The sequence below is a fragment of the Phycisphaeraceae bacterium genome, from assembly GCA_020851465.1.
Classification (GTDB): Bacteria; Planctomycetota; Phycisphaerae; order Phycisphaerales; family Phycisphaeraceae; genus JADZCR01.
The window spans coordinates 227,252-248,413 of the sequence record JADZCR010000006.1 but is presented as its reverse complement, the minus strand read 5'-3'; the positions used below and the strand labels follow the sequence as shown (position 1 = coordinate 248,413).

Sequence of the window (21,162 nt, the reverse complement as noted above, 5' to 3'; positions counted from 1 at the left end):
AATAAATTGTTGACTTTCCTGACGAAGATTGCTAAAATTGTTCTATGAATAAACGACTCGCGGAACGCGGGCGGCCCGTCACCCGTCCGGCTCGATTCCTGGAAAGCCTCATGCTCCGGCTCAGAGTTCATCTCACACCGACCGCTGCCCTGTTCGCCGCCCTGACGATTTGGGGCTTGTCCGTTTCCGGGGCCGTTGCCGAGCCGTGGCTGGCTCCCGGCTGGTCCTGCCGGGCTGTGGTGGGTGTGGAAAGCGTGGGTAGTGCGGGGGTCGATGTTGCAGCGGTTCGCATCATCCATGCTGGTCTGGCGACCCGGAGCGGCGACGACTATCGCGTCTTCGACGCCCAGGGCGCACCCGTGCCCTACCAGATCACCGCCCACGATCCCGCCCGCGACTCGCTCATCAGCTTTCGGTGCGCCTCGCCGGGTTCGGTGTTCACGATTTATTTTGGCAAAGCTGACGCCCCGGTCGATCCGCTCCGCGCTGTCGTCGATCCGGCTCCGGGCAAAGGCCCGCCGACCGCAGGCCCCGATGCTGACGGCTGGATTCCCAAGGCTGGCCTGGTACTCACGACCATGCGGCGCGATCCGGCAGCAGCCAATCCCGAAACGATCGACCAAATGGCCCAGCTCATCGCTACCTCACCCGGCCTCGACGGATCAGGCTACCGGGCCAACATCAGCGACGGGATGAATCCTTTCGGCGACTCGGATAATTACATCAGCGTCTATCGCGGCTGGCTGAAGATTCCCGCGGCGGGTCAATACGGGTTCTGCACCGCATCCAATGAGGCGAGTTTCAGCTTTCTCGACGGCAAGGATCTGGTGAACTGGCCCGGACGCCATACCGAGGAGCGCGGAAAGTACGGCCAAAAAAATGTCGAGCTTCGTCTCGAAGCCGGCCTGCACTACGTCGAATACCTGCAGGAGGAAGCCCTGCTTTTTCAGATGGCTTTCCTGGGTTACGAGCCGCCCGGAGGCGGAGCGTATGTCGGCATTCCCAATGACTGCTTTCCTCAGCCGCACCGAGGTTATGTTCGGCTTTATGAACAGGCGGACGCACAGGGAGCCAACGTACACCCGACCGTCATGCCCCGCATCGAACTCGTCAGCAGTCGTTGGCCGCCCGCCCGCAAGGAGGGGCAGCACACGCTTTACCATTTCATCGCGGACGCAGGCGCAGCGATGACCGATACGGGGAAAGACGCTCCTGCCAACTCACCCTCCGCACTGGCTGCATGGAAATTCTCCTGGTCGTTCGGTGATGGCTTGAGCGCGGAAGGAGCCAGGGTCGAGCACCTCTATCTCAAACTCGGCAGCTACACGGTGACGATGACCGCGACCGATCCGACAGGCAGGCAGGTTTCACGGACTTGGCCGTTGCGGGTGTTTCAGATCGATCACATCGCCCGTAGTTTCAAGAATGGTCAGGCGGCACCCTATGTCGCGATCGCCAAGGGCTATGACATCGGCAAACTCGCTACGCCCTCGCTGGCGGAGTTGGCGCGGCTCGCTGACGAGGCGGGCGAGCGTGAGCTGGTGAAAACGGCGGCCAACCAGGCGACGACGCGGAGCGACATTACTCCCGACGATCTGGCGGACATGCACCTGCTGCTGGCGACCTCAGCAGCTCTGGGTAAGTCCAGCATTTCTGGCAGCGCCATGACTGCCGACGAAGCGCGACAAGTCGTCGCCCATCTCAAGGCAGCCATCGAAAAGGAATCGGACCCGATCGAGCGGGTTAAAGCCTACGCACGCTTGATCCGGGTTGTCGGCATTGATGTCGGCGACGCGGAGACGGCACAAGGGCTTTACAACCAGGCGAAGGACGAAGCGAAAAAAGCAGGCATTCGCCGGAAGATGCAGGCGGCCTTCCGCGAGGCGACCATCGCCATCGGTGATGCGCGGCTGTATGCGAGGCAGATCGAGCAGGCGAGCGAGGATTACAAAACAGCCGAGGCGCTGGCGGAATCGCCGATGCCCCCGCAGGTCAAGGTCTCAAAGGTCGGCGCGTTTCCGGAGGCCATCGAGCAGGCATTGGAGCGTCACCGCGTCGAGGATGCGATGCGAATCGCCCAGAGCTGGCGTTATGAAGTGCCTTCCGATCAGATTCGCGGCACGGTGCTTTTTTATCTGGCGAAAATCGAGCGGCTCCAGGGCAGGCCGGCAGCGACGATCAAACCGATGCGGCTGGCGATTGACCTCGCACAGGGAGCGGAGTTCGAGGCTGAGGCCCGCTGGACGCTCGCGCAGGCTTATCGTGATCTGGGCGATATTGACGCTTACACACGCACACTCAAGGGACTGGTCAAGTCGGGTCTGAGCGGTACCTACCGCGATCAGGCGATCAAGGCCCTGGCGGAAAACGATGTGCCGACCAATGCAGGAGGAAAACCATGAAGTCGAATTTCAGGTTCCACGGACGGCTGCGGGATTTTTCCGTCGTTGCACTGATGCTGCTGCTCTGCGCGGCAGCGCTGGCGGAACCCGCGCCGCAGACCCAGCCCGCACCGCCGCCCGCCATTGAAGCCGGAGAAACACCGACCGGCGACAATCTCATGCCCAATGGTGATTTTGAACAGGCCGGTGAGGGTGAAAAAAAGGATTCCCCCAAACACTGGCAACGCATCGAAGGGCTGGTCTGGCATTGGCAGGCCGATCCAACCGCACCGGAGCACGGCAAGGCGATCATGATCGACACCGACGTCGATCAGCGGCAGGCGTACAACTGGTGGGTGCAGCGTTACCTCAACGGTGCGCCGATCGACCGAGCACCGAAAAAAACAGCTAATCCCGTGCCCGGTTATGGAACGATAGCCGGACTCGACGGCGGGTATTACTGGTCCGATCTGATTCCGATCAAGCCCGGCCGTGCTTACCAGGTTTACGTCGATGCCAAAGGGCCGGCATCCAAGGTCTTTGTGCGCGGTTATGAAAAGGAAGTGCCTCTTTTTTTCGGCGATGAAGCCCCTGCCACGGTGGAGATGTTCCGCAAGGCCAGAGGCCAGCCGGAACTTGACGCCAAAGGCAGACCGGTACGCTATCGGCTGCGCTATCGCTATTCCAAGTGGTTTTCCGTCGGAGGAAGCGATGAGTGGAAAACCTACACTCATGAGAAACCTATCGACCCCACCGGACGTGAGATCACCGAAGACGTGCGCTACATCCGCGTGATGCTCTACCCCTACTGGCCGCAGGGACAGTACTGGTACGACAACATCCGCGTGTATGAAGTGGATCCGCTGCCTGATCGCGGCGTGCCCGAAGCGCAGAAAGAGGATTTCGAGGAGATGAAAGTCGTCAAGTGAGCGGATGATTCACCGCTCGATCCACGGGATCGCTTCAAGTGGGGAGATGAATCGCCTTGAACTGGCCGGAGGAGTCGTTTTTCAGTCGGCTCTCAATGCGTGAACATGCGTATCGAATCAGCGACATGCGTGGATTGATCCCCAGCGCGCGTTTGTAGCAGTCGAGCGCCTGCCGGAGATCACCAAGCTGTGTGTGACAGTGGCCCATGCCGTTCAGCGCACCGTAGTGGGTGGGCAGGTTCTGGAGGGTGCGCTGGCAGTCGTCGATCGACTCCCGCCATTGGCCGAGGAAAGAGTGGGCGATGGCGCACTGGTTGTAGGCTTCGGCAAAGTGCGGATCGATCCGTGTCGCCTCTCCGAATGATTTGATCGCCTCCTGATAATTCTCCTCCGCCAGCCGCGAGGTGCCCTGCGTGAATGGCTGCATCGCCTGGACATTGCCGCCGCGACGAAACCATATCGACCACAGGCCGTGATCCGCCATCTGATTGACCTGCTCATCCGTGTCGTGAAGTGCGCGGGTCAGACAGGGCACGCACGACATATCACCCACGAAGCCGAGCGTGACTGCTGCGACACGGCGCACATCGACATCCGCGTTCTGAAGCAACTGACATAGATCGAGAAAATTCCATCGTGTCGAAACCACGCTCTCGAGCATGCGCGGGTTGCCCTTCTCAAGAGCGGGACGAACGGTCGCGAGAAATGTTGAGCCGTCAATGGTCATGCGGTCGCCGTGATTCTAGGAAGGTCACCATTGCCGGACAAGACTACAAATCACGATCCTTACACGGATTAGGGATATGTTCGGAATCCTCCGGAGTCGTGGCGGATACACTTCGCCTCCGACAGTGACGGAGGATTCTAGCCAATGAAGTGGCATCGTCGAATGGACCGATAGAAATTCTGTGACCTGGCCGTCATGGCGGGTCTGCTATTCAGGGAGCCGCGACATGGCCAGAACCGAACGCCGCAGAGACGCACGCATCCCGTTGTCGCGCCCCGTGAAATTGCGCTGTGTCGAGACGGGGCGTTACCTGGCCGGCCAGACAGACAACCTTTCCGCCAGCGGGGCATTGCTGGAGATTCACCATCCGTCACTGCTGGTACCCGGCCAGCGGATTCAAGTCGGCATCGCATGGGGTCGCGGACAAGCGGTCATTGATTCGGGCTTGCTCGCCGAGGCGACCGTGGTGCGTTCACTGGGGCTGGGAAACGTACAACGCATCGCGGTGCAGTTTTCCCATCGTCAGGAAATGGCGCTGACCGGCTGAAGATTTCCGCCGGTACCGCTGGCTTTTCACAACACCTGCGCGTGGGAGCATGGATCCCGCCCCCTGCCGACATTATTTCAATGCGGATGTCGTCGATTCGTCAGCGCGATTGATGCGCCGTAAGATAATTCGCTTCGAGGAGATCGCATGGCTGGTCACAGCGCGTGGAAAAATATCAAGCACAAAAAAGCCGCCAAGGACGCCAAGCGCGGCAAGGCGTGGACCAAGTGTGCCCGCGCCATCATCGTGGCTGCCCGCGCCGGCGGAGGCGACCCGGACATGAACTACGCTCTCCGCGCTGCTGTCGATGACGCCCGCGCGGAAAATATGCCGCGCGACACCATCGAAAACGCTATCAAAAAAGGCACCGGAGAACTCGAGGGCGTCAGCTACGAAAGCATCATCTACGAAGGCTACGGTCCCGCAGGAGTTGCCATCCTGCTCGAAATCCTCACCGACAACCGCAACCGCACTGCGCCGGATATCAAGACGCTCTTTCAGAAGCACGGCGGAAATCTCGGCTCACCCGGCAGCGTGGCGTATGGATTCCAGAATCGCGGGCAGATCTTCATCCCCAAAAATGCAGCGGACGAGGAAACGGTGATCAGTGCCTCATTGGAGGCCGGAGCCGATGACGTGATTGACGACGGTGAGATGTGGCGGGTGCTCACGCCGCCTGCAGAGTTTGCCAAAGTCCGGCAGGCGATCGAGAAGGCATCACTCAAAATCGAGTCGGCCGGCCTGACCATGATCCCGACCAACACGATTGCCGTATCCGGCGAAGACGCGCGAAAAGTGCTGGCGCTAGTGGAAGCATTGGAAGACTACGACGACGTTCAGAAGGTTCATGCCAACTTTGAAATCCCCGATGCGGAGTTGGCGAGCATCAAGTGATCCAGTTCCTTTGCTCGCGTTTCCACGGAGCCGGCGCAACGTGGAGTCACGACCGGATTGATGATCCGCTACACCGTCCATTTCGCTGGTCGCGTCCAGGGGGTCGGATTCCGTTACCGCACGACGGAGATTGCACGGCGACATGACGTGTCGGGGATCGTCGAAAATCTCAGTGACGGCCGCGTGCGTCTCATCGCCGAAGGAGCGCGTGAAGCTCTCGATGCTTTTCTGTCGGAGCTTGGCCGACAGATGGCGGCAAACATCCATCAGCGGCAGTTGCATGAGGAATCCGCGACGGGAGAGTTCGGCCGGCCGGGGATCGACCCGTTGACCATCCGCCGATGAACGGCTCATTTCGCGCCCTCGCGTAGATGGTTACACTGACGCCCATGAAATTTCGCTCCCTGATGCTTCCGGCGGCTGCGTCACTATGCCTGTTTGCGGGCGCCTGCTCGTGGTTTGACGGCAGCGGATCGACCCGCACACGCACGGTTCGGCCATCGGACTTCGTAGGCACACCGACGAGACGGCCGGTGACGGCAAAGACGGCATCGCAGATACAAGGTGCGGAGACTTCGCACGCTGCGGAGGGACAATCCGCTGAAGACGCCAAGCTGGCACGAGACCTGCGCGATGCAACGGCACGCACCGACGACAATGAAACCGGCGAACGCGCCGTCGAAAAGGCGCTGAGCAAATTGCCCAAGCCCGTTGTCGTCGCAGCCAGCAGACCGGCGGCGACGCGGCCGGGGGATGAGGTTTACACGCTTGACGCGATGGTCGGTCAGGTCAACGGCCAACCGATGTACGCTTCGAGCGTCTTTGAACCGATCAGCGATCAGCTTGCCGCGATCGGACGGCGTGAACCTCGCGTGGTTTTCAAGATGCGCGCCAAGGAACTGATCGCCAAGCGTCTTGATGAAATGCTGCTCGACTCACTCATTCTCGGCGAGGCAGAGCGCGACTTATCCCCCATGGAACAGGCTGGACTCCAGAATATCCTCAAGCTCCAGCGTCAGGACATCGTGCGGTTCTGGGGAGAAGGGTCCGAAAAACTGGCAGACATCCGACTGCGTGAGCACCAGGGCAAGGGTGTCGATCAGTTAATGACCGAACGCCGACAAAAGATCGTCGTGCAGCGTTACCTGCGCCAGAAGCTATTGCCCAAGATTAACGTGACACGAAAAGACATTGAGCGTTATTACTCGGATCACTATAAGGAATACAACCCGCCCGCCGGTCGCACGCTGCGCATCCTGCGAGCTGTCAGCAGTGATGCGGCTGAACGTGTGAAGGAAGCGCTGGCAGAGGGCACGCCGTTCAAAGACCTCGCATCCAATTCGCGGCTCAACCGATACCTGCCCGACAAGGGCGGAGTGATGGATGACACTGGCGGCGAGGAAAAGCTGTTCGGCCTCGAACCTCTCAACGAAGCACTCGCAAAACTCCAGCCCGGCCAATACAGCCCGCAAATCAAAGCGGGTAACAACGACTGGTGGATCTTCTACGAGTCGCGCCAGGAGGGTAAAGGCCGTCCGCTCCGCGAAGTGCAGCTCGAAATCGAGGAATTGCTCCGCTCACAGCGTTTCCGCTATTTGTCAGCCCGCTATCAGGAACGGCTGCGTGAACAGGGCAGCTACAATCCGCTCAACGAGATGGTCGACTCGCTGCTGGAGGTGGCGATCAGCCGTTACGCCCTGCCGGAGTAGATTCACGAACTCACAAGGCGCACTGCATGGGTTGGCTTCTGCGTCTGCTGGATCGCCTGCCCTCACGGGGAACACTCGGCCAGCGCGGGGAGCGGATCGCAGCACGCCATCTGCGAAAGCAGCGGTACACCATCCTGGCAAAAAATCTTCGCCTTCCGATGGGTGAGATTGACCTGCTTGCCGAGGCACCGGATGGTCGAACCATTGTGATCGTCGAAGTGAAATCAGGATCGGGCGATCACAGTGCCCCCCTTCCGGAGATGCATGTCAACGCCGCCAAGGAACGCAAACTCACCGCGCTGGCGGGTCACCTCGTCAGGCACTACGGATGGGTTGACCGCCCTGTCCGGTTTGACGTGATCGGCATCGACATAACCAGCCGCGGTGATCCTCGCGTGCGGCATCATGTCGGGGCGTTTGAGTCGCGGGGATGAGTTTCAGCGGGTATCCTTGACTAACAGATGAGCACTCAATCGATCTTTGAGGCCACCGTCGCTCACTACTTGGCGCCGATCCGCGAGTACCTGGGCGATACGGCGATCACCGAGGTGATGATCAACCGCAGCGATGAGATTTTCATCGAGCGTGACGGACGGCTTGTCAAAACTCCCGCCCGGTTTGCCGATCAGGAGGCTTACGAGGCGGCGGTCAACAACATCCTCCAGTTCACGGGGAAAAGTCTCAACGACGATCAGCCGCTGGTGGATACCCGGCTGCCCGACGGCTCGCGCGTTCACGTCGCCAAGTCGCCTTGCGCCCGCTTTGGCACCGCGGTGACGATCCGCAAGTTCGCCAAGGCCAACCTGGACATCGACTGGCTCGTCGAACTGGGCACGCTCACCGAGCAGGCACGCCAGTTCCTCCGCATCGCGGTGCGGGCTGAGCGTAATCTCCTCGTCGCAGGCGGCACCAGCTCGGGTAAGACCTCGCTGCTCAACGCACTTTCAGGATTCATTCCCTCCGGGCAACGAGTGGTGGTGATCGAGGATTCGGCGGAATTGCAGTTGCAGCAGGACCACGTGATTTCGCTGGAAAGCCGTATGCCGGACCGATACGGTCGCGGCGCGGTGATGATCCGCGACCTTTTCAAGTCCAGCCTGCGATTGCGACCCGATCGCATCATCATCGGTGAGGTTCGCGGCGGTGAGGCGCTGGACATGATTCAGGCGATGACCTCCGGTCACGGCGGCTCGATGGGTACACTCCACGCCAACAACCCCGCCGATGCACTCAACCGTCTGGAAACCATGGCCCTGATGAGTAAGGTGGAACTCCCCCTCCACGCCCTGCGGGCACAGGTTTCGTCCGCGATCGATCTGGTGGTGCAGATGAGCCGTCATATCGGCGGGCGACGGCTGGTGACGCACATCACGGAAATTGACCCTCTGGGTGAAGATGGCCGATATCGAATGAAAGACCTCTTCGTTTTGCAGTCAAAATCCGGTGCAAAAGAGGGTAAAGACCTGCAATTAACCTGGACCGGGGCACGTTCAGCTATGAGTGGGCGGCTTCGTCCGGACGAGGCCTCGCTCCTGACGGACCTGACCCGACCGATTTTTGAGACTTAAAACCACTGCCCGACCGCCTGTTCATGGATAAAATGAAACACATGCCCGACCAGCCGCCTGCCCCCGACCAACGGAAAAGCCCGCTTGCGGTGCTGACCGATGAACAGGGTGCGGCGACGCTCGAATGGGCGTTGCTGCTGGCGGTTGTCGCGCTGCCGGCTTACGCGATCTTCACCATGATGCTCAATACACTGGTGGAGTACTACCGGATGATGACCACGCTCAATGCGTTGCCGTTCCCGTGAACGATCCCACCCTTTAGAGAGGCTACGAAAGGAATCCGCGATGCTCAGGAATCTACGCGACTCGATGCTGAGGCTTCACCGTTCGGAGCAGGGAGCCGAAGGATTGGAAAAGTTTCTGATCATCGGCGCGATCGTGCTGCCGCTGCTCTTTGTTCTGGTCGTCTTCCGCAACAAGATTTCGGAATGGGTCAGCGGAAGCTACGAGAGCGTCAAGAGCGACGCCGACACCCCGCCGACGACTCCGAACTAAAGCGAGGCCGCCTGACGGCTGCCCGCGCCTGACGATGGCGCCTACCGAAACCACCCCGCATGGCGAATCCGGTCGCATTCGGTTTGATGGCCGTGCTGTTGATCGCTGCCGCGGTCTCTGACCTGCGCAGCGGCAAGATTCCAAATAAGTTGACCTATCCGGGTCTCATTGCAGGGATCGCATACTGGACGATTGCCGGGGCATTGACCGCCGGACGCTCCGGTGCTCTTGATGGCTTACGCGATTCCACCCTGGCGATGCTGATGGGGTTCGGCGTGATGTTCGCCATTTTTCTGGCGGGCGGCATGGGCGGCGGAGACGTCAAACTCGTCGCGCTGGTCGGCGCCTGGACCGCGAACCTCGTCTGCGTTCTGGGTACGCTGATTTACGCTTTGATCGTCGGTGTTCTCATCGCGATTTACTTCATGATCCGGTACGGACTTTTCAAGCGGACCTTCCAGCGGTTGCTGGGGGCTGCCCTGACTGCCGCGGCACGGGTAAAACCGGATATTCCTACCGACAGTCCGCGGGTACCATTTGGTGTGGCGATTTGTCTCGGAGGATTGCTCGCTGCAGCCGAGCACCTCTTGAAAATTCCGGTGCCCTGGTCGGCTTGGTAAGGACCGCCTGTGATGAGCTACACGAGCCTGATCCTCGCGGATACCGCCCCCTGGCGTTGGTGGGAGGCTTTGCTGTCACGGCAGGCGGCAGCGTGCGCCATCATCGCGCTGCTCTGCGTCGCACTACTTCCCCTCCTGATGCGTGCCGCGTGGCGTATGGGACGGCAGCGAAAGATTGACCGACCGACGCTCATACGCAATGCCGACGGCACGGCTACGCTTGAGTTTGTCCTCATCCTCCCGATCATTCTTTTTCTTGTCCTGACCCTGGCGCAGACCACGCTGCTGATGGGAGCCAACGTATTCACTCACTATGCAGCCTTCGCCGCGACGCGCAGCGCCATCGTCTATATCCCGTCCGATCAGGGCTATCCCGAAATACCCAACACCATCGTGCTTGATGACGAATCGCCGAAGTATTCCGCAATCCGTCGGGCAGCGATATTCGCTCTCGTGCCGGTCGCCGGTCGGCTGCGCGTGCGGGACACGGTGGACGCTGACAGTTTCACCACGGCGATGACCCAGTACTACTCGCTCTACGGCCGACAACCGCCGGCCTGGATTGACAACCAGCTTGGGGATCGCCTGCGTTACGCCGACGCCAACACCCGCATCGCCATGATCGAGACCATACTCCGTGACGACCGGATCGTGCCTCGTGAAATGGCGGAGGGTTCGCTCATCGTCGTCCGGCCTCGCGACCCCATCACCATTCGCGTCGAACATCAGCAGAACCTCGCGGTGCCTTATATAGGAATGATTTTCGCGGATGGACGACTCGACGAAGCTCGCGGCGGCAATCGTTACAGTACGGTAGCCGCCCAGTACACGCTGACGAATGAAGGAATCGTCGATTGGATCATCCCGCCTACGTACCCACGCCGACCTTAACGGAGTTCGCCCTGCCGTCATGACCGCCAATGCTCAAAATCCCGCCCCCCCGCAACTGCAACGCGGTGATCGCATCGACAAGTTTGAGATCATCGAACAGATCGGCGCCGGGGGCATGTCCATCGTCTGGAAAGCGTACGACAAGCTGCTCGATCGTCATGTCGCGATCAAGCAGATTCTCCCCGACCGATCAGGAAACCAGGACGACGGCGAGCTGCGCGAGCGTTTTCGCCGTGAAGTGCAGACGCAGAAACGGCTGGGGCAGACGCATAAGCATCTGGTCCGCGTGTTTGATGTCATCGAGGATAACCGCGGCCTGTTCATCGTCATGGAATATGTCGATGGTCCATCGCTTGAGCAAATCCTGGCAACCAACCGCAAGCCGATGGACGAGCGGCAGGCGCTGGGAATAGTCGGGGCGGCTGCGCTGGGTCTCGAAGCGATTCATGCCGCGGATGTCATTCACCGCGATCTGAAACCCGCGAACCTGCTCCTGCCTCGCAATGGCGGGCTGAAAGTGACCGATTTCGGGCTGGCGACACTCGTGGCTGAGCAGGATGCGATGTCGCTCGGATCGGTGCGTTACATGGCTCCTGAGCTGTTCCGTGAGGAGCCGGTGGATCGGCGGGCTGATCTGTACGCACTGGGAATGATCGCCTACGAAATGCTCGCCGGTCGGGATGCGTTTGAGGAAGCCTTCAGGATCGTGCTGCGCGATCAGCGAAACCAGTCGCTGCGATGGATGAAGTGGCATACGAATCTCCGCGCCAAAGCTCCGCCGCTTCGTGAGATCAATCCGAAAATTTCGGCGACGCTCAGCGATCTGGTGGGCAGGCTGATGGAAAAAGATCCTGCCTCGCGCATACAGTCCGCGACGGAATTGCTTGAAGCGATACGGCGGCATTTCGCTGTCTCCAGCGAGCCGGAAATCCGGGCGCCACGGGTTTCACCCTCCCCAACCGCGTCCGCCAATCCGACGGCCCCCCTGCCCAAGCGCAGCCTGCTTGTGCCGATTCTCGTGGGCATCATTCTTCTCCAACTGATCGGCGGCGGCGGATACTTCCTCTATCGCGCACAGCAGAAAAAATCCGCGGTCACGCAGGCGCGGAATAACGCGCTGTTGATTTACCGTGATGCACAGGCCGACTACGCTCGAAAGGATTACCGCGCAGCCGAGGAGAAGTTCACCATGCTCGCCCAGGCCTGGCCGAATGACCCGACGCTCGACCGTGACGCGAAAGCGTGGGCGATACGTTGTTCCGGCCACCTGTTTTTTGAGGCTAAGCAGTTTGAAAAAGCCCGTGACGCCTTTGAAGAAGCGGATAAGGCTGCGGTGTTTGCCAAAGACCGCGATACGCTTCGCCAGTTAATGACACAGGCGTCGAACGCTGCCGCCTTTGCCAACATCCGCAATCAGATCGACAAGCTCATCACCGAAGGTAAATACGCTGATGCGAGGCAACAGATTGCCGACCTGCGGGCAACCCGACCTACTGAAGCGGAACTGCGGATTCTCGATGGTCTGGCGGAGCGAAACGAAGATCAGGACGCCCGCGCCCGCGTTACAAACCTGATCGCACGGGCCAACAAGCTCACCGCACAGGACAACCGTGACGGAGCGATCAAACTGCTGGAAGATTCCAAGCGGACGTTTTCAAGCGGTGCGGTCAACCAACTGCTCGATCAGTTGAAAGAGGATCGGACCTTTGATCAGACAGTCGCGGAAGCACGCAAAGCCGAGGACGCCAACAAACCGCAGGAGGCGATTGCCGCCTACCGCCGTGCAATGGGGATCCGTCAGGATGCGAAGCTCAAGGATCGGATCGATCACATCCGCAGCGATCTGGCACTGAGAGAGGGTCGTGAGCTAAAGCGGGCGGGCAAACTCGATGAAGCCCGCGCCAAGTTCATTCAGGCACTCAAGGTGGAGAACCCTGAAGCGGCTGCGGAACTCAAGAGCATCGAAACCGCCAACCAGAAATCGGCCTTCCTCGCGGCGGCGAAGGCGGCAGTGAGTGCCGGTGACTTTGAAACAGCCATCAGTCAATTCGACAACGCTCTGCGCTTCGGACCCGATCCGGCCATCGAGGCTGATAAACGCGCAGCCCGCGTCCGGTTTTACGTCAAGCAATCCAAAGACTACATGACTCAGGGGCAATACGATCAGGCGAGGGCTGCACTGGCCGAGGCGCGGAAGATCGAAAGCAACGATCCGGAGGCTAAAAAAATCGGCGAATCGCTTGGCCGCCGTGCGGAGTATCAGAAGCACATCGACGCCGGCGACGCCTTCGCCAGAGAAAGCAACCTCGATGACGCCAAGTTTGAATATCTCCGTGCGCGTGAAATCGCGGACACCAAAGAGGTCCGTGCCAAGATCGACGACACTGAATACGCCCAGCTCATCGCGAGAACCAAACGATTCATGGCTACTGAAAACTGGAGCGGAGCGCGCAGTCTGCTCCAGACGATCGCACGGACACGAATGAATGACGAAGTGCGGCAACTGATGGCCGAGGTGGACAAAGCGGACCCGCCCAAAGACTCGGAGAAATGACGATGGATCGCCGATCGCCAATCGCCGACAGCATGGTCAAGCCGCACTCTGCCGCGGGATTGGCTCGCTATCGCCGCGAAGGTGCTATGCGGCGTCCGACGACGGCCCACGCCCGACAGCGCGGCGTGGTCATGGTGCTGGTGCTCCTGGCGATGCTGCTGCTCGTGGGGCTGGTGTTTTACGTCATCAATCTCGGCAGACAGGTTAATCGTCGGGTCGTGACGCAGAACGCAGCCGATGCCGCCGCGATGGGCGGGGCCGACTGGGTGGCCCGCTCGCTGAATGTCGTTTCGATGAACAACGTCGAAATGGCGCGACTGATCGCAACAATCAATATTCTCGATTCTGTGCCTCTGGCCATTGACCTTTCCTATAAGGACGCCTCGGAGACGCTGCTGGGCGATGAGTCGGCGATGTATCTGGCGATCGATCATCAGCTCCGCGCAGGCGTGGCTGACGACGTGTACCGTCGTGAACTGGTGCGGGCGCGAAACATGCTGGGCACCCCGATGGGGGCGGCACGCGGAACCGACTTCAGCCAGCTCGATGAGTTGAACAACCTTTTCAAGAATCGACCCGAGATCATTACCGAAGTCACCTATTTCCGAGCACCAAGCGGCGGGCCGGGACAGGCGTGGCGCGCCATGTATGCGCTGGACAACTTGAGCCAGGTGACCCTTGAGAACATCGGCTTGCTGGCGCAGCTCAACGCCATTGATGCAGGCGAGATCAATCTGTCCAGCGACGGTGCGGCACTGGTGGCTCCGCTGGTGCCTCAGGTGCCGACGGTGCGCGGCAGCTTTGACGATTTTCGTCGCCCGGTGCTGCAAGGGCTGCTGCCGACCGCCCGCGATAACAAAATCACCAACCGAGGCCCGTACGACACCGTGTACGGCTGGCGCATCACGGATGGCAGCGATCCGCAGCGACCGCGCGATTACCTGGCTGATCCACCCGGCTGGTCCCCCGGCTCCGAAGGCAGGCCTCCTTCCGGCTATCGCGTTTATGGTCCGCACGACTGGCTTCTGCAGCAGTACCGGAACACGCTTTTCGGCAGCTTGCCCTACCAGCTCCGCCGAGTCGCCAACGTCAAGCTCCGGTATCTCTGGCCGTCCTACGATGGATATGTCAACGATCCCTTCGGCAGCCTGTATGAGACAGACTGGGAAGTGGACGTCGAACGTGACAACGAAGCCTCCGCCAACGATCAGATTCCCGGCTTCTCTGCCGGCGATCCTGACGATACGCGAATGAAACTGGACGCAGCGGGCCAGACCGTGCCGTTGTGCTCGGAGCGTGAATGTCATACAGCCTATGAGTACGCGCAGCATCACCTCGCTGATGTCCATGAGACGATGTTCATGGAACTCGACCTTTATCACAGCGGGGAAAACAATCCGTTTCTGGAATCTGAGCAGTACCGCGGCATGGATCGTCTTCCCAACGGGAATCTTCCGACGTGGTACATCCGCAACGGCCGATTGCAGGCCAGGTACACACCGCCCGGACGCATCCGCGACGATCTGAACGATCGCGGTCCCCACTGGCAGGATCCGGAGTCCGGTCCGCCGGGTGGTTTTGCACGCAGCAATATTCCCGGTGAAGTCGCCGTCTGGCGCAGAGTGTCCGCGTCATCACGCCGATCGTGGAAGGAGACGATCGCTTACGAAACCAACCCCAACGTACCTGCGGGACGATACATCCACGGCGGGTATCCCGAAATCGGGTTGGTGCCGATCCAGACCGGCACGGACGCCAACGGCAGGCCGGTCTATCGGGCGCAACGCTACTACCGCACGCGCTATTTCCTGTTCGTCGGCATCAACGTGGGGCCGGGAAACATCGTCCGAAATCCTTACGAAGGTTTTAATCGCTCCGCCCGCAGTGCTCCTGCGCCAATCGACCTCGATCCTTCGCGGCTCCCATCGACCAACAACACAGCTGCACGGCAGCAATACCTCACCTATCTGGGCGTCGGACGCCGTGGCGATCGCGCTCCTGACTGGCCGAGTAAATTCGACGGCGGCAAGCCCTGGCCCAACATGGTCGCCATTGCACAGGCGGAAGTTTTCAACGATCACTCGTGGGATCTGTGGACCCAGATGTGGCGTGCCCGGCTGGCTCCTGTTTCAGGTTTCAACCGATGGGTCAATGAGTTCGGCAGCGATTACGATTCGTCCGTACTCTCGCCGACCGATGTGGATGAATTGAGGCAATACTTTACGAACATAGCCCCCCTGGCACCCGTCATGCTGAATCACTAGAACCAGAGATGAAAACCATCAATTCCTCAAGACGGTTTCGCGGAACAGCCACGACAGAGCTTGTGCTGGTTTTGCCGTTTCTCGCGTTCATTCTCGCGCTGCTGATTTTTTTCGGACGGGCGATGGTGCGTGTCCAGCGGGCGCAGGTGATGGACCGGTATGAGGCCTGGCGCACTGCTGCCTACGCGACACCGAGCTTCCCTCGCGCAGGCGATGATAACGATCAGCTCAACGATTCCTTTTTCGGAGGTAACGCACAGGCCATCGTCCCCATCGATCCTGATCCGCTGCCTGACAACGCTCCGCGAGGCTGGATCAATGCGTCCTCGGTAACACAGGACACGCAGGACCTGGCGCAGTCTCTGCTGTCCCGCCTGCCGCATGGGATCGGTGCGGGATTCTCCACCACGCCGCTTCTGCGTCAGGACTATTTGAGTTTTCTTGAAGGGCCGATTTTCCACAAGCACACGCGGACCAGCCACGACTGGGCGTATGTGAACGGCTGGAGCGTGGATCGCTGGGATCCTGCTTCACCCCGTGCCGATAATCGCACCGCCATGCGGGAAGTTTTCTTCCAGCGGTTTGAGGGTGAGCTTGGGCCGTACCGCGATCGCAATGTCCTGGCTGCGTCCACGCTGAATCTGCTGTCGGTCCAGCCGGGTTATGCCGGTCCCGCTATCGTTCCCTGACGCTGTGTAATTTTTGAGGTCTCTGAGATTTTTGTGAAGCCACCGATTCCCACCAAACCGTCCGTTGAATCCGAAAAGCCGCCGCGCCGCGCCGCACTGATGACAATGGCGATCGCGCTGACTTTCATTTTGCTCCTGGCGGCATATCTGGGTTATCAGCAGCTCATCGAACCATTACCCCCGATCCCGCCGGAGCCTGCCACTCAGCCGTACACACGGTTGTCCGACACGAACCCCGGCTGGCGAGCGGGACCGATGAACCCGCGCAGCATCCTCGATGCGATCGACACTGCGGAAGCGCAGGGTGACAACAATGCCATCCTCAATCTCCAGCCCGGCGATGAAATCATCCAAACCGAGCCGGCGGGCTTGTCTCCCTTTCCAGAGGATGATCTGATCAAAGCCCATCGCATCTCCGGCCTGCGGCGTAACGCCTCGCCCATCACTGAGGAGATCGTGGTCTGGGATTTATCAGGTGTCGAAACCAGCGACGCCATGACTCATTATGAAAACGCAGCCGTACGCGCCGGCTTTACTCTGCTGAGCAATACCAATCGGCATGGTCCGCTTTTTTCCCATGATGCGCCGGTAGAGCCCACGGGTGAGGATATGTCTAATTCGAACCGGATTTTTGTTCGGACGCAACCGAACAGCGAGCCGTCACCCGCCGGCTCGCCGCGATATCAGTTGCTGGTCGTGCGAACCAGCGCCACCCCCGAAGGCTGTCGCATCGTCCTCTGGTTGCGGTACGCTATGCACAACCCGCCGCAGCGGTAGGCCCCAGGAGACTTAATCTCACATGACTCAAGCCAATACCCCCCACCCGCCATCGCTGGGAGGCGCAAAGCTCGTCATCGTGGCCATCGCACTTGGTCTGGCCGCGGTGGTACTCAATTACTTCTACATCCAGGGCGTCCGCCGTGCGGAAAATGAGACCTCGTTCAAAGCTTACATCCTCACTCGCGCCATGCGGACCGGCGAACGCATCAAAGAACGCGATGTCAACGTCGTGACCCTCCCGCAGCGGTTTGAGCAGAGTTTTCACAACATCGGCGCGGTCAACGAAAGTGATTGGCTTGGCGACGTTAACAAACAAGTGCAGCGCAGCGTCAGCGCGGGATCCATCCTCCGTCGTGAGGACTTTCAGCCGCCTACGGATACCCGTGAACTTGATATCGATATCACACCCAACATGCGCCGCGTTTCGCTGCCCGTGAACAGCCGAACAATCTCCGGCATGCTCCGTGCAGGGATGTGGGTTGACATCGAGGCTCCGTTTCAGACCGGCGGCGCGCTGCCGACGATCCTCCCCGTTCTCGAGCGCGTCAAAGTCATTGCGGTCGGGACGCAGGTGGTCGGCGCGGATGATTCGTCTGGCCCGTCCCGTGCGCCGTCGAGCTATCACACCATCACCATCGAAGTTACCCCGCAGGACGCCACCAATCTGGCGATGATCGAACGACTGGCCGCAGGCGATTTCGAGATTCAGATCCGTAATCCGGGCGACACCAAATATGTCAAGATCCCGCCGCCCAGCGGGGATTCAGGCATCAACCCCGCAGTCATGGATTTACTGCGAATCAAACTGGGCGAACCGCCTGCTCCGAAGCGATAATCCACGGCATCATTGGCAAGAGATAGAAATACGAGGAGTTACAATCTAAATCGGGATAGATGATTTCGTTGGTTTCGTGCCCACTTTCCGGGGAGCGACATGTCTTTGCGATGGGCAGCAGCCTTAAGCGTACATAAAGCAAGCTCAGACCGACTTGTTCCTTACACAATGTCTGGGCTTGCTCTGCTGCGGTCGTTTCCATTCATTGCTGAATCCGACAGATGTTGTTTTCGTCTTCTGCTCAGTAATGAGGCGTTTCCATTTCTATCAGACATCATTTCTGAAAAGGCGAAAACATGATAGATCCGCATGTCAATAATCCAAAGAGTCCCAAATACCACGTTAAGCGATATCTTAACAGTATCAAAAATGACTTGAATGGCGCGGTAGTTCTCGATCTGGCTGCCGGCAGCGGTGTCACGTCTGAAATACTGCTTGAACTAGGAGCCAAGGTCGAGGCATTTGATTTGTTCCCTGAGTATTTTGTTCTCAAGGATATTCCCTGCACCAGAGCTGACATTCTGGATCGGATACCATTGCCGGACGCTTACGCCGACTTCATCATTTGCCAGGAAGGGGTGGAACATTTTTCCGATCAATTCCGTGCATATCGTGAGTTCAACAGACTGCTCAAACCGGGCGGAAAATTAATCATCACCACACCCAGCTATACAAACTTAAAAGCAAAACTTGGCTATTTTCTGTTTGAATGCGAGGGGTTGAACCACTTGATGCCGCCGAACGAACTCGACTCCGTTTGGCTGTCGCAAAAGTCGCTGAATGACGAAATCTATTACGGCCACATTTTCCTGACGGGCATCCAGAAATTGCGCGTCATCGGGAAGTTGACCGGATTCAAGATAGACCGTGTTATTTTTACACGGATCAATAAAACTTCGCTATTCCTTCTTATTCTGTTTTATCCTCTTATTCTTCTATCTTCCTATATTACTTATAAAAAGTGTATGAAGAGGAATACTAAAGTCATCAATAGTACCAAAGCTAAAGTTTACCATGAACAGTTAAGTCTTAATAACAGCCCGAAAATACTAATAGACTCTCATACCTTTGTGGTCTATGAAAAGGAAATGAATGCGAAAAACGTTTATGACGATCTCCACATCGCCCATGCCTCGTTTAATCCTGCCGCCTCATAACTGCCGGGGGTTGGAACCACGAAAAGCTGACGAAACCGAGCACCCAACCTCGCCGACATCACCGATTACAGGCCGAAGAGTTCCTCTCCCGCCTGTAAATCGAATAAAGTGAAGACCTGATGGGATTGCCCGCTGAGGCGAGGCGCTTCGCGGTTGACCTCGGCAGCCATGGACCGGAACATCAATCACGGGACCATCGGCTGACTAAGTAATTTTGTTTCCGGTAATCTGAAGTTGAATTACTGATGGAACTTTGGCTCTACGACCAATCGAACAATACACGCCAGACGCTGCGCGTGGACGCGGAGCCGATCGTGATCGGCCGCGATGACTCATGCAACGTCGTGCTTAAAAGTCCATTCGTGGCGCGCAAGCACGCCCGCATTATCCGCAAGGGTAATCAGCTTTTCGTCGAAAATGTCGGGCGCAGCGGCACCCGCGTCGCCAACCGCGAAGTCATGGCCGGCCAGCCGATGCGGCTCGACTTCGGCGATGAAATCCAGATCGCCCAATACTCCATCGCACTCGTCAGACCCGGAGCCCGTGAGCAAAGCTCCGAAAGCGGTCGCCGTGCCGAGTTACAGGCGAAACTCATGGCCTTCGAGCAGGAGGTGCATACCGAGCTTCTGGAGCGGATGAATCTCCGCGTCACCGGCCACCTCAATAAGAGCGACAAAGCCTACGTCAGCCAGATTCTCGAACATCTCGATCAGTTACTCTCGCGGCGAATCACGGACCTCGATGACGCCCTGCTGGAACATGGGGGTCATGTTCAGCTCCATCGGCAGGTCATCGCTGAAGTCGTCAGGCAATGTCAGGGCAAAGTCCAAACGGACTATCACCCCGTCGATGAACGCCTGCTCGATCCCTTCCACGAAAAGTCGATCACGGAACTGGTAGCCTCGATCGTGGACATGATGCCGCTGCTCTTCGACGCGACCACCGTCACCGACGATCTGGCCCTGGCGGAGGAGAGTTTTGACGATCTTTTCAAGCAGACTTATCCGACGATTACGCGGGAGCTGCGCCGCTACATCGTCCGCCGCGCCGTCTCGAAGGATATCCAGGACATCATGCTCGGGCTTGGCCCGCTCCAGGACCTGCTGGAGATGGCCAATGTCAGTGAAATCATGGTCGTGGGTAAGGACCGGATTTACGTCGAAAAGAACGGCGTGATTCAGCCGACGACGCGCAGTTTTTTCTCCGATGAAGTCCTGCTGTCGATCATCGAGCGGATCATTACTCCTGTCGGTCGCCGCGTGGATCACTCAACCCCGCTGGTGGATGCCCGTCTCGCCGACGGCAGCCGAGTAAACGTGATTATCTCGCCGCTGTCGCTGGTCGGTCCCTGCCTCACCATTCGCAAGTTTGGATGGATTCCCTTCACAATCGACGACCTCATCGAGCGTGGCTCTCTGAGCGAGCCATGTGCGGCTTTTCTTCAGGGCTGCGTCATCGGCCGCAAAAATATCGTGATCTCCGGCGGCACGGGCTCCGGTAAGACCACGCTGCTCAATACGCTTTCTGCGTACGCCCGACCCAATGAGCGGATCGTGACCATCGAGGAGTCTGCGGAGCTGCGCCTGCCCCAGCCGCACGTCGTCGCGCTTGAGGGACGGCCTGCGAACATCGAAGGTCGAGGTGCCTACACCATCAAAGATCTCGTCCGCAACGCTCTGCGAATGAGACCCGACCGAGTGATCGTCGGCGAGGTTCGCGGCCCGGAGGCACTGGATATGCTCCAGGCGATGAATACCGGCCACGACGGCTCGCTATCGACGCTTCACTCGAACAACCCCGCCGACGCGATGCAACGGCTGGAGACTCTCGTACTGATGGCCGTGGATATGCCCGTGCGGGCGATCCGTGAGCAGATCGTGTCCGCGATTGACATCGTCGTGCAGATCGCCCGTTTCCCCGCTGGCGGCCGGCGTGTGACCCATATTTCCGAGGTGACGGAGATCGACCGCGAGACTAACCAGATACGGCTGGAAGATATTTTCGTGTTGCGTGATCCGGAGCAACCGCGCCTGCGACACACGGGTTATATCCCGACTTTTGCTGAAGAAATGATCGCCAAAGGCACGATCGATATCGGAGTCTTTCTGTAATCAACGACGAG

20 protein-coding genes are annotated in these 21,162 nt (G+C 58.9%); 19 read left to right on the top strand and 1 reads right to left on the bottom strand.

The genetic code is table 11. From position 1 onward, the window contains the following. Positions 1 to 44 precede the first annotated feature (44 nt). Both IT444_07560 and IT444_07555 read left to right on the top strand, forming a co-directional pair. Positions 45 to 2,402: a PKD domain-containing protein gene (locus IT444_07560; protein ID MCC7192623.1), complete on the top strand. Its 2,358-nt coding sequence runs from the start codon at positions 45 to 47 to the stop codon at positions 2,400 to 2,402. Further along, positions 2,399 to 3,310 carry a hypothetical protein gene (locus IT444_07555; protein MCC7192622.1) on the top strand — a complete coding sequence of 304 codons (912 nt, stop codon included), beginning with the start codon at positions 2,399 to 2,401 and terminating at the stop codon, positions 3,308 to 3,310. The genes IT444_07560 and IT444_07555 overlap by 4 nt, the downstream gene beginning before the upstream one ends. Before the next feature lie 34 nt (positions 3,311 to 3,344). Here the strand turns inward: IT444_07555 and IT444_07550 are convergent, their stop codons facing one another. Further along, on the bottom strand, positions 3,345 to 4,037 hold the full coding sequence (locus tag IT444_07550) for a tetratricopeptide repeat protein (GenBank protein ID MCC7192621.1): 693 nt from the start codon (positions 4,035 to 4,037) through the stop codon (positions 3,345 to 3,347). 226 nt (positions 4,038 to 4,263) lie between these two features. Between IT444_07550 and IT444_07545 the strand changes: the two genes are divergently transcribed. From IT444_07545 to tadA, 17 genes are all read left to right on the top strand, one after another. Continuing rightward, positions 4,264 to 4,584, top strand: coding sequence for a PilZ domain-containing protein (locus IT444_07545; GenBank protein ID MCC7192620.1), 321 nt, complete (start codon positions 4,264 to 4,266; stop codon positions 4,582 to 4,584). Positions 4,585 to 4,731: 147 nt separating this feature from the next. Beyond that, positions 4,732 to 5,478: a YebC/PmpR family DNA-binding transcriptional regulator gene (locus tag IT444_07540; protein MCC7192619.1), complete on the top strand. Its 747-nt coding sequence runs from the start codon at positions 4,732 to 4,734 to the stop codon at positions 5,476 to 5,478. Between the two features lie 60 nt (positions 5,479 to 5,538). After that, positions 5,539 to 5,823, top strand: coding sequence for an acylphosphatase (locus IT444_07535; protein ID MCC7192618.1), 285 nt, complete (start codon positions 5,539 to 5,541; stop codon positions 5,821 to 5,823). A gap of 44 nt (positions 5,824 to 5,867) precedes the next feature. Further along, positions 5,868 to 7,187 (top strand): peptidyl-prolyl cis-trans isomerase, encoded by a 1,320-nt coding sequence (locus tag IT444_07530; protein MCC7192617.1) that lies wholly within the window; start codon positions 5,868 to 5,870, stop codon positions 7,185 to 7,187. A 26-nt stretch (positions 7,188 to 7,213) separates the two neighbouring features. Beyond that, a complete protein-coding gene (locus IT444_07525; GenBank protein MCC7192616.1) occupies positions 7,214 to 7,621 on the top strand; it encodes a YraN family protein in 408 nt (135 codons plus the stop codon). A gap of 27 nt (positions 7,622 to 7,648) precedes the next feature. Next, positions 7,649 to 8,755 (top strand): CpaF family protein, encoded by a 1,107-nt coding sequence (locus IT444_07520; protein MCC7192615.1) that lies wholly within the window; start codon positions 7,649 to 7,651, stop codon positions 8,753 to 8,755. Positions 8,756 to 8,796: 41 nt separating this feature from the next. After that, on the top strand, positions 8,797 to 9,000 hold the full coding sequence (locus IT444_07515; protein MCC7192614.1) for a hypothetical protein: 204 nt from the start codon (positions 8,797 to 8,799) through the stop codon (positions 8,998 to 9,000). 40 nt (positions 9,001 to 9,040) lie between these two features. After that, on the top strand, positions 9,041 to 9,250 hold the full coding sequence (locus IT444_07510; protein MCC7192613.1) for a hypothetical protein: 210 nt from the start codon (positions 9,041 to 9,043) through the stop codon (positions 9,248 to 9,250). A gap of 59 nt (positions 9,251 to 9,309) precedes the next feature. Then, positions 9,310 to 9,870: a prepilin peptidase gene (locus IT444_07505; GenBank protein MCC7192612.1), complete on the top strand. Its 561-nt coding sequence runs from the start codon at positions 9,310 to 9,312 to the stop codon at positions 9,868 to 9,870. Positions 9,871 to 9,882: 12 nt separating this feature from the next. Then, a complete protein-coding gene (locus tag IT444_07500) occupies positions 9,883 to 10,761 on the top strand; it encodes a pilus assembly protein (GenBank protein MCC7192611.1) in 879 nt (292 codons plus the stop codon). A 19-nt stretch (positions 10,762 to 10,780) separates the two neighbouring features. Next, complete coding sequence (locus tag IT444_07495; protein ID MCC7192610.1) at positions 10,781 to 13,315, top strand: protein kinase; 2,535 nt, start codon at positions 10,781 to 10,783, stop codon at positions 13,313 to 13,315. A gap of 2 nt (positions 13,316 to 13,317) precedes the next feature. Then, entirely contained in the window at positions 13,318 to 15,579 is a 2,262-nt protein-coding gene (locus tag IT444_07490; GenBank protein MCC7192609.1) for a hypothetical protein, read from the top strand. Positions 15,580 to 15,587: 8 nt separating this feature from the next. Then, a complete protein-coding gene (locus IT444_07485; GenBank protein MCC7192608.1) occupies positions 15,588 to 16,268 on the top strand; it encodes a pilus assembly protein in 681 nt (226 codons plus the stop codon). A 33-nt stretch (positions 16,269 to 16,301) separates the two neighbouring features. Next, positions 16,302 to 17,045, top strand: a complete 744-nt coding sequence (locus tag IT444_07480) for a hypothetical protein (protein ID MCC7192607.1) — start codon at positions 16,302 to 16,304, stop codon at positions 17,043 to 17,045. A 22-nt stretch (positions 17,046 to 17,067) separates the two neighbouring features. After that, a complete protein-coding gene (cpaB, locus tag IT444_07475) occupies positions 17,068 to 17,883 on the top strand; it encodes a Flp pilus assembly protein CpaB (protein MCC7192606.1) in 816 nt (271 codons plus the stop codon). Positions 17,884 to 18,179: 296 nt separating this feature from the next. Continuing rightward, the gene (locus IT444_07470; protein ID MCC7192605.1) at positions 18,180 to 19,040 is read left to right on the top strand and encodes a class I SAM-dependent methyltransferase; all 861 of its coding nucleotides are present in this window, start codon (positions 18,180 to 18,182) and stop codon (positions 19,038 to 19,040) included. A gap of 245 nt (positions 19,041 to 19,285) precedes the next feature. Continuing rightward, positions 19,286 to 21,151 (top strand): Flp pilus assembly complex ATPase component TadA, encoded by a 1,866-nt coding sequence (gene tadA, locus IT444_07465; protein ID MCC7192604.1) that lies wholly within the window; start codon positions 19,286 to 19,288, stop codon positions 21,149 to 21,151. Positions 21,152 to 21,162 lie beyond the last annotated feature (11 nt).